This window comes from Halalkalicoccus subterraneus (genome assembly GCF_003697815.1).
GTDB classification, from domain to species: domain Archaea; phylum Halobacteriota; class Halobacteria; order Halobacteriales; family Halalkalicoccaceae; genus Halalkalicoccus; species Halalkalicoccus subterraneus.
The window spans coordinates 20,301-29,068 of sequence record NZ_RDQG01000029.1 but is presented as its reverse complement, the minus strand read 5'-3'; the positions used below and the strand labels follow the sequence as shown (position 1 = coordinate 29,068).

At 67.8% G+C, this 8,768-nt stretch carries 10 protein-coding genes and 1 pseudogene; 8 read left to right on the top strand and 3 right to left on the bottom strand.

What is annotated here, in order from left to right; all coding sequences use genetic code 11:
* Positions 1-189 (bottom strand): annotated as a pseudogene (locus EAO80_RS08375) (Fe-S cluster assembly protein SufB); the annotation flags it as partial.
* 148 nt (positions 190-337) lie between these two features.
* On the opposite strand from EAO80_RS08375, the gene EAO80_RS08370 reads away from it, so the two are divergent.
* The 4 genes from EAO80_RS08370 (at position 338) to EAO80_RS08355 (ending at position 3,810) form a co-directional block, all read left to right on the top strand.
* Positions 338-1,150 carry an FkbM family methyltransferase gene (locus tag EAO80_RS08370; RefSeq protein ID WP_122089467.1) on the top strand — a complete coding sequence of 271 codons (813 nt, stop codon included), beginning with the start codon at positions 338-340 and terminating at the stop codon, positions 1,148-1,150.
* The gene (locus tag EAO80_RS08365) at positions 1,143-1,907 is read left to right on the top strand and encodes a CDP-alcohol phosphatidyltransferase family protein (RefSeq protein WP_245998535.1); all 765 of its coding nucleotides are present in this window, start codon (positions 1,143-1,145) and stop codon (positions 1,905-1,907) included. Before EAO80_RS08370 ends, EAO80_RS08365 begins: the two co-directional genes overlap by 8 nt.
* Before the next feature lie 86 nt (positions 1,908-1,993).
* Entirely contained in the window at positions 1,994-3,004 is a 1,011-nt protein-coding gene (locus tag EAO80_RS08360; protein WP_122089466.1) for a zinc-dependent alcohol dehydrogenase, read from the top strand.
* The gene (locus EAO80_RS08355; RefSeq protein WP_122089465.1) at positions 3,001-3,810 is read left to right on the top strand and encodes a methyltransferase domain-containing protein; all 810 of its coding nucleotides are present in this window, start codon (positions 3,001-3,003) and stop codon (positions 3,808-3,810) included. Before EAO80_RS08360 ends, EAO80_RS08355 begins: the two co-directional genes overlap by 4 nt.
* Here EAO80_RS08355 and EAO80_RS08350 read toward each other — a convergent pair.
* On the bottom strand, positions 3,807-5,093 hold the full coding sequence (locus EAO80_RS08350; protein ID WP_122089464.1) for an O-acetylhomoserine aminocarboxypropyltransferase/cysteine synthase family protein: 1,287 nt from the start codon (positions 5,091-5,093) through the stop codon (positions 3,807-3,809). The genes EAO80_RS08355 and EAO80_RS08350 overlap by 4 nt on opposite strands.
* A 128-nt stretch (positions 5,094-5,221) precedes the next feature.
* Here EAO80_RS08350 and EAO80_RS08345 point away from each other — a divergent pair, with 128 nt between their 5' ends.
* Positions 5,222-5,461: a MazG nucleotide pyrophosphohydrolase domain-containing protein gene (locus EAO80_RS08345; RefSeq protein WP_122089463.1), complete on the top strand. Its 240-nt coding sequence runs from the start codon at positions 5,222-5,224 to the stop codon at positions 5,459-5,461.
* A 4-nt stretch (positions 5,462-5,465) separates the two neighbouring features.
* Here EAO80_RS08345 and EAO80_RS08340 read toward each other — a convergent pair whose 3' ends face one another.
* The gene (locus tag EAO80_RS08340) at positions 5,466-6,005 is read right to left on the bottom strand and encodes an Ntn hydrolase family protein (protein WP_122089462.1); all 540 of its coding nucleotides are present in this window, start codon (positions 6,003-6,005) and stop codon (positions 5,466-5,468) included.
* Positions 6,006-6,122: 117 nt separating this feature from the next.
* On the opposite strand from EAO80_RS08340, the gene EAO80_RS08335 reads away from it, so the two are divergent.
* The 3 genes from EAO80_RS08335 (at position 6,123) to EAO80_RS08325 (ending at position 8,763) form a co-directional block, all read left to right on the top strand.
* Positions 6,123-6,641, top strand: coding sequence for an amino acid-binding protein (locus tag EAO80_RS08335; RefSeq protein WP_122089461.1), 519 nt, complete (start codon positions 6,123-6,125; stop codon positions 6,639-6,641).
* Positions 6,638-7,582, top strand: a complete 945-nt coding sequence (locus EAO80_RS08330) for a homoserine dehydrogenase (RefSeq protein ID WP_122089460.1) — start codon at positions 6,638-6,640, stop codon at positions 7,580-7,582. The genes EAO80_RS08335 and EAO80_RS08330 overlap by 4 nt, the downstream gene beginning before the upstream one ends.
* Before the next feature lie 86 nt (positions 7,583-7,668).
* A complete protein-coding gene (locus EAO80_RS08325; RefSeq protein WP_122089459.1) occupies positions 7,669-8,763 on the top strand; it encodes a YihY/virulence factor BrkB family protein in 1,095 nt (364 codons plus the stop codon).
* The last annotated feature ends 5 nt before the right edge of the window (positions 8,764-8,768 follow it).

Sequence of the window (8,768 nt, the reverse complement as noted above, 5' to 3'; positions counted from 1 at the left end):
GAGGGGCATGTTCTGGTAGTGCTCGAGGGCGCGCAGTCGGCGGTCGAGCATCCAGTCGGGTTCGTCTTTGTCGTCGCTGATGAGGCGGACGACCTCCTCGGTGAGGCCCTTGCCGGAGCGAAGCGCGCTTCGCTCCTCGTTTTTGTGGTCGAAGCGCTCCTGGTTCTTGGTGAGTTCTTCCGAGCTCATGATGCTATCGAGGGTAGGGTACGAGCGCGTAAGAAGCTGTGCCCGTTCTCGCGGTTTCGAAACCGGTTCCGGTTACGATTTCGCGGTTTTCGTCGTCTTACGGGCGGGGAAACACCAAAGCCCGTCCCGCCCTATCCTACCGACGTCGATGCGCCGGATCACCGTACCCGCTGCCGTCTCGCGGGTACTGCGAGACGTCCTCTCGGTCGCCCGGTCGCTCCCGAACGCCGCATACTACCGGCTCGCGGGTGCGAACTACCGATACCGACTGGTGGCAACCGAGAAGCGCGTCCGTCATGGTTCGTTTCGCAGCTACGAACTCTACGACCGCCACGGGAACGACTGGCTGCTCGCGGCCCTGCTGGATCGCTGTCGCGACGGCGACGTGGTCGTGGACGTGGGCGCGAACACCGGCGTCTATTCGCTCTCGGTCGCCGCGGAGTACCCCGACGCGATCGCGGTGGCCATCGAACCCAACCCCGAAATCGCCGCGACGCTCCAGGCGAACGTCGCCGCGAGCGGGTTCGAAGGCAGGATCCGTCCGCTCGAACTCGGCCTCGCGGCCGAATCCGGCTCGTTGCCTTTCTATCGGTCGTCGTACCACGAGCTGAGTTCGTTCAACCGGTTCAACGCCGAACGCTGGGGCGCCCGGATCGCCGACACCGAGTCGGTCCGGGTCGAGCCCCTCGACTCGCTGGTCGACGCCGGCGAGGTCCCGCCCCCGGACCACCTCAAGATCGACGTCGAGGGGTTCGGTCTCGACGTCCTTTGCGGGGCGCGCGAGGTCCTCGCCACGCATCGCCCGTTCGTCTACGTCGAGCCCCACGCCCGCCACGAGGGCGAATCCGACGAGCGGGGCGAGGCCGCGACCGACATTCGTGACCTCCTCGTCGAACTCGAATACGCGATCATCCCCGGCGAGGACGGCTGGGTCTGCGTTCCGGAGGGCGATCGTGAGTGATACCTACGCCGGGCGGACGCTGCGGCGACTTCGTGCCCGCTGGTTCGTCGTCGCAGCGCTCGCGGCGGTCGCGACCGCCCTCTCCTTTGCCGGTCTGCGCCTGTTGCTGGCCGACGGGCTCGCACGACGCTGGCTCGCCCTCGTCGGTCCCGTCCTCGCGTACGAACTCGCGTTGCTCTGGCGATTCCTTCCCCGGAACCGAAACGGCGGGCGGCTGCTCGCCTCGCTCGGCCCCGGAACGGCTCTCACCATCACCCGCGGCGTCCTCGTCGCGTTTCTCGCCGGCTTTCTCCTCCTGCCACAGCCGACCGAATCGCTCGTCTGGCTGCCCGCCGCCCTGTATGGGGGGGCCGCGTTGGTGGACTACGTCGACGGGACGCTCGCCCGGCTGACCGATCACGTCACGACGCTCGGCGCGCGTCTCGACACCGAGTTCGACGCACTGGGTATCCTGATCGCCCCGCTTCTGGCCGTCCTCTACGGCCAGCTCCCGCTCTGGTATCTCTCGATCAGCGCCGCGCGCTACCTGTTCGTCCTCGGGCGCTGGCTCCGCCGGCGACGCGGACGCCCCGTCTTCGCCCTCCCGCCGCGTCGAAGCCGTCGCCTCCTCGCCGGCGTCCAGATGGCGTTTTTGACCCTGGTTCTCTCGCCGGCCGCCACGCCACCCGTCACGAGCGCCGGAGCCGTCTTCGTCGCCGGCCCGTTCATCGCCGGGTTCGTCCGCGACTGGCTGTACGTCTCCGGCCGGCTGTCGTGACTCGACACAAGAGCAATGTCGCCGTCGGTCGTACTCGGATCCGTGTCCAGTCCTCGTCTGCGGACCGCGGCGACCGGGAGGTGGCGATGACCGCTCGACGGGTGTCGTTTCGCGCGCCCGAAGAGGTGCGCGTCGAGGAGGTTACGGTCCCCAAACCTGACCCGGACGAACTCCTCGTCGAGACCGAGTGTTCGGGGATCAGCCCCGGAACCGAACTCCTGCTCTACCGTGGCGAGGCCCCGGATGACCTCCCGGCCGACGAGACGATCCCGTCGCTTTCGGGCGGGCTCGACTACCCGATCTCCTATGGCTATGCCGCCGTCGGCCGGGTGATCGAAACCGGCGACGCCGTCGAGGGCGACTGGCTCGGCGAGCGTGTCTTCGCGTTTCACCCCCACGCGAGTCACTTCCGTGCCGCGCCTGGCGAACTCCAGCGTGTCCCTCACGGAATTCCCGCGGCGGCGGCGACCCTTCTGCCGAACGTCGAGGCCGCGATAAACGTCGCGATGGACGCCGGCCCGCTCGTCGGCGAGCGGGTCGCCGTCCTCGGACAGGGCGTCCTCGGCCTGCTCACGACCGCGGTCCTCGCCGACCACCCGCTAGAGGCGCTGTACACGGTCGATCGCCATTCCCTCCGACGCGAGCGCTCGCGTGACCTCGGGGCCGACGAGTCGATCGCGCCCGACGCCGACCTCCGGGGGGCACTCTCCGATACCCATCGGAAGGGGGCAGATCTCGCGATTGAGCTCTCGGGCAACCCTGCGGCGCTCGACGGCGCTATCGACGCGACGGGCTACGCTGGACGGGTGCTGGTCGGCTCGTGGTACGGGGACAAACCCGCGACGCTCGATCTCGGGGGACGATTTCACCGGAGTCGGATCGCCATCGAGAGCACGCAGGTCAGCACGATCGAACCCGAACTTCGGGGGCGCTGGGACAAGGACCGTCGTCTCGCGCTCGCGTGGGACCGCCTGGCTGACCTCGATGCCGACGCGGTCCTGACCCATCGACTTCCGGTCGAGGAGGCCGCCGACGCGTACCGACTGCTCGCCGACCACCCCGACGAAGCGATCGGGGCGGTGCTCACGTATGCATGAACGACTTCCAGGAGTATCTGCACGCAAAGCGGACGGTCGACGACCGCGCGCTGAACCGCCGCGTGCTGGCGCGGCTTCGGGTGGAGCTTCCCGACGCCCCCCGAACCGTCGAAGCGGGTGCCGGTATCGGGACCGGGATCACTCGCCTGCTCGACTGGGGGGTGTTGCCCGAGGGAGTCGAGTACACCGCGATCGACAACCGGTCCGAAAACGCCGCCGTCGCCCGCGAACACCTACTCGATGCAGGGTTTTCGCAGGAGGACGACCGACTCGTCCGGGACGATACGACCGTCTCGCTTGTCGCGGGCGACGCCTTCGAGGTGCTTTCGGACGGCGAGTACGACCTGCTGGTCGCCCAAGCGTTCCTCGACCTCGTCGAACTCGACGATGCGCTTCCCGCCCTCTTCGAGGCGCTTTCCCCGGGCGGACTCGCGTACTTCCCGATCACCTTCGACGGAGAAACGGTCTTCGAGCCGGCCCACCCGCTCGACGACCGAGTGCTCGGGGCCTACCACCGCGACATGGACCGTGAGGGATCGAGCGAGACGGGCCGAAAACTCCTCGCGGCTGTTCCGAAAGCGGGCGGCGAGCTCCTCGCGGCCGGGAGCTCAGACTGGGTCGTCTACCCGCCCTACAGCGGAGACGAACGGGTCTTTCTGGACCACATCCTCGATACGGTCGAGGGAGCACTGGCCGACGAACTCGGTGAGGGTCTTCAGGAATGGCTCGCGGCGCGGCGTCGGCAGCTCCGCGACGACGAACTGGTCTATATCGCCCACCAGCTCGACGTGCTCGCTCGCGTTTAGGTCGCTTCCTCGATCGCGCGCTCCAGATCGGCGACGACGTCCGCGGGGTCCTCGATTCCGACGGAAATTCGAATGAGGTCGTCGGTGACGCCGCTTGCGGCCTTCTCCTCGGCCGAGAGCTGCTGGTGGGTCGTCGAGGCGGGATGGATGATCAGGGTCTTGGCGTCGCCGACGTTCGCGAGCATGCTCGCGAGTTCGACCCCGTTGCAGACGGCCCGTCCGGCCTCGTATCCGTCCTCCAGCCCGAACGTGATCATGCCGCCGTAGCCGCCATCGAGATACTCGCTTGCGGTTTCGTGGGTCTCGTGGCTCTCCAGTCCGGGGTAGTTCACCCACGCGACCTCGGGATTGCTCTCGAGAGCTTCGGCGACCAGCTGGGCGTTCTCGCAGTGTTTCTCCATCCTGAGTGGCAGAGATTCGAGCTTCTGAAGGGTGACCCAGGCGTCGAAGGGTGACTGCTGGTTGCCCAGATCGCGCAACCCGCGGGCACGGGCGGCGTAGGCGAACGCCGCCTCGCCGAAGGTCTCCCGGAAGTTCAGCCCGTGATAGGCCGGATTGGGTTCGGTGATCTCCGGGTAGTCGCCCGATTCCCACTCGAAGGTGCCGCCGTCGACGAGGATGCCGCCGACGGTCGAGCCCGCGCCGTGAAGCCATTTCGTGGTCGAGTTCCAGACCAGATCAGCGCCGTGTTCGATGGGGCGACACAGATAGGGCGTGGCGAACGTGTTGTCGACGAACAGCGGGACGTCGTTTGTGTGTGCGATCTCCGCGACGCGTTCGATGTCCGGTGTTACGAGTGCGGGGTTGCCGATGGTTTCGAGGTGGACGTATGCCGTCTCCTCGTCGATCGCGTCCTCGTAGGCGTCGTAATCCAGCGTATCGACGAAGCGAGTCTCGACGCCGCGTTTCTCGACGGTGTGGGTGAGATAGGTGTAGGTGCCGCCGTACAGCGCCGACGCCGAAACGACGTTGTCGCCGGCCTCCGCGAGGACGAAGTTCGCCAGATCGAACGCGGCCATGCCCGATGACGTGGCCAGTGCCGCGACCCCGCCTTCGAGCGAGGCCAGCCGTTTTTCGAGCATGGCGTTCGTCGGGTTCATGATCCGCGAGTAGATGTTGCCCGGCTCCTCGAGGGCGAACAGCCGCGCGGCGTGGTCGGTGTCATCGAACTCGTAGGAGGTCGTCTGATAGATCGGTGGCGCGCGCGCTCCGGTGGTCTCGTCGGGCTCTTGGCCGGCGTGAACGCTTCTGGTGGCGAACTTCTCGTCGTCTTCGTCTGCCATATGCGAACTGTACACGTGACCCGCGGTAAAACCTATCCATTAACTCCCGCGCGCTCCGATGCGCCCGTATGGGTCGCGTGAGTGAGGTCAATGGCGAGTAGGACCTCGAACTGGATCCCGAACGACGTATGCTCGATCCGGAAAGCGAGACGGGCGAACTCGCAAAGGAGCTGCTGAAGGCCAGCGAGTACGGCGAACGGGAGGTCGAGACGACCGAAGGATTGGAGGACGAGTTCGGTGATGTCTATTACTCGCTGCTCTCGCTGGCCGACGAGTGCGGGATCGACCCCGAGAAAGCGCTCGAATCGAGCCTGACGAAGTACCGTGAGCGCTTCGATTCGAGCGCGTCGGTCGGCTCCGGCGAGTAACCGCCTACCCGTCCGGAAGCGTCCAGACCGTACAGTCCTCGCCGGTCTCCGTGTCCCGTTCGGCGATCCGCTCGAAGATCGATCCGAGGGCGTCGGCCGCCCCGTCGATCGACTCGTCGCGGTCCATCCCGTCGAGTTGACCGAGCGCGAACTGAGCGCCGGTGCCCTGTGCGACTACTTTCTCGTCGAGTTCGGCGCCTGCACTGTCGATCGCGCGCATCCGGGCGACACCCTCGCCGTCGCGGGCGGCGACGACCGCCTCGACGCCCGTGTCCGCAGCCAGTTCGCTCGCGAGACGCGAGAGGGGATCGATCCGGATCAGCGAGCCCTGTTCGGTCCCACGCTGGCGGACCTCCGTATCGAGTTTACGACCGAACGTCTGGATCGCGCCGGTTTCGTCCGCCGCGACCGCGCCGGCCTCCGCGCCGTCGAACGCGAAGAGCTTCTCGACGCTCTCGCTTCTGACCGTACTCCCGCCCGTCGCGCGTTTGTCGGCCGCGAGCGCGACGCCGTCCGTCAGTCTGACGCCGACGATTGTGCCCATATCTCCGAGGACGACCGCCCGTTACAAGAACGTTGGTCCGGCGTGGTCCCAATTGCTCAACTCTTATCCCCTCCCACGCGCGAGGGAAGGCATGTACCGACCGCGAGGTGGGCGTCGGTGAGCGACGCCCGCGCACACACCGTCCGGCTCGAACTCTCGGACGAGCCGGGCGAACTGCTGAACGCACTGCATCCGATCGCCGATAACGGCGGCAACCTGCTGTCGATCTACCACGAGCGAGGCAACCTCACCCCACGCGGGCGGATCCCCGTCGAGGTCGATCTGGAGTGTGCCCCCGAACGGTTCTCGGGCATCGTCGAAGCCCTGCGTGAGGCCGGCATCAACGTCATCCAAGCCGGCGAGGAGCGTTACGCCGAGGAGGTCTCGGTGATCCTCGTCGGCCCGCTCATCGAGACGGACCTCTCCGATACGCTGCGCTGGTTCGAGGAGTGTGCGAACCTTTCCGTCCTCGATCTCTCGCTGTCGGCCCCCGAGGACGACCGCCCGAGCGCCCGCCTCCGGCTGGCCGCCGAGGCCGGCGGCGTCTCCGACGCCCTCGCGCGGGTCCGCGAGCTCGCCGACGAGAAGGGACTGCTCGCCATCGAACCCCAGCTCGACCGGGAGGTGGAGGCATGAGGCTCGCCGTCGTCGGCGCCGGCGCCGTCGGTCGTTCGGTGATCGAGCTCGCCGGGGAGTACGGCCACTCGGTCACGGCGGTCGCCGACTCGCGGAGCGCGGCGGTCGACCCCGAGGGGCTGGACCCCGAGACGGTGGTGGCGGAGAAAGAGCGTGAGGGTCGGGTCGGGTCGTCGGCGCCCGAGGCTGCCCTCGACGCGGAGTACGACGCCCTGATCGAGGCGACGCCCACGACGCTGGGCGACGCCGAGCCCGGCTTCTCGCACGTCGTCGGGGCGCTCGAACGGGATCGCCACGTCGTGCTCGCGAACAAGGGGCCCGTCGCCGAGCGCTACGGCGAGTTGCGCGCGGCCGAACGCGCGAGCGCGGGCGAGATCCGCTTCGAGGCGACGGTGGGAGGTGCGATTCCCGCGCTCTCGACCATCGAGGACTTCGGCCCCGACCATATCACCGCCGCCCGGGGCGTCCTGAACGGCACCGCGAACTTCATCCTCACCCGGATGGCCGCCGAGGGGCTCGACTACGAGCACGTGCTCGCGGAGGCCCAGGACCTCGGCGTCGCGGAGGCAGACCCCTCCTTCGACGTCGAGGGGACCGACGCCGCCCTGAAATGCGTGATCATGGCGAACGTGCTCTCGGAGGACCGGGAGTTCACCCTCGCCGACGCCGAGGTCGAGGGGATCGAGGGCGTGCCGGGAAGCGCCCTCGAACTCGCCGGCGAGGACGGCCGGACCGTCCGGCTGATCGGCGAGGCGACCCGCGAGGGGGTCCGGGTCGGCCCGCGGCTCGTCCCCGAGAACGGCACCCTCGCGGTCTCGGGCACCAGGAACATCGTCCAGTTCGAGACGACCCACGCCGGCCGGCTGAACGTCAGCGGGCGCGGGGCGGGCGGGCCAGAAACCGCGACGGCGGTGCTCTCGGACGTCGGCCGGCTCGGGTGAACTCGCTGGGTGGTGCCGGGTCGGAGTTCTCCGATGGCCATCGCAAGCCGCGTGACTATCCTCCCTCTTTCCGTTATCTCCGGCCAATGTGTCCGAGTTTCGGGGAGGCGAAATCGTTCGGGAAAGCGGTCACGCGGGAGGTCAGCGAGGAGAACGTCACGTTCATGGCCGGCAGCATCGCATATCAGGCGTTCGTCTCGCTGATCCCGCTGCTCGCGTTGCTCTTTCTCGCCGTCGCGATCGTCGGCGACCAGTCGCTGGCAAACGAGATCACCGGCTACACGCAGTCGTACCTCCCGCCGAGCGCACAGCAGTTGCTCGACGGCTACATCGCGGGCGAGGCCGACAGCTCCGCCGGCGGCGCGGGCGTCATCGGGGCCGTTACCCTGATCTGGGGGACGCTCAAGATCTTCCGCGGGCTTGATACGGCCTTCTCGGAGATCTACGACACTACCGAGGACAACTCGTTTCTCGATCAGCTCGTCGACGGGCTCGTCGTTCTGCTCACCATTGGCGGGGCGATCGTCGGCGCGGTCGTCGCGACGACTGCCTTCGCGGCCCTCCCGGAGATCCCCTTCATCGGGCTGCTCAACCCGTTGGTGTTGGTGATCGGCCTGACGGTCGTCTTCTATCCGATGTACTACCGCTTTCCCGACGTCGAGGGACTGACCCCGAAACAGGTCCTCCCCGGTGTCGTCGTCGCGGCGGTCGGCTGGGCGCTGTTGCAGGCGCTGTTTCAGGTCTACATCGGATACGCCGGCGGGGGAGGGACCAGCGGTTCGGACGTCATCGGCGCGATCCTCCTGCTGTTGATGTGGCTGTACTTCAGCGGGCTGGTCTTGCTGCTCGGGGCGGTCGTCAACGCGGTCATCGTGGGCCGAACCTCCGAGTCCGAGGGCGCGACGCCCGACGGCGAGCGGTCGGCGGGTGGCGACACGGGGGCGATCCACGGGAACGCCCTGGCGCTTCGGCGCGAACGAAAGCGCCTCGACCGGCGCCACGCCGAGATCACCCGCGAGCGCTCCGGGGCGGACGAGCGCGCTCGGGCCGGGGGCGAACGAGATGACGACATCGAGGTCCTCAATCGCCGAAACCAACGGCTTCTCGACCGGATTCGCTGGTACGAAAAGCCGGTCTGGAAGCGGGGACTCCTGCGGGCGCTTGGCTACCGACCACGATAGTACCG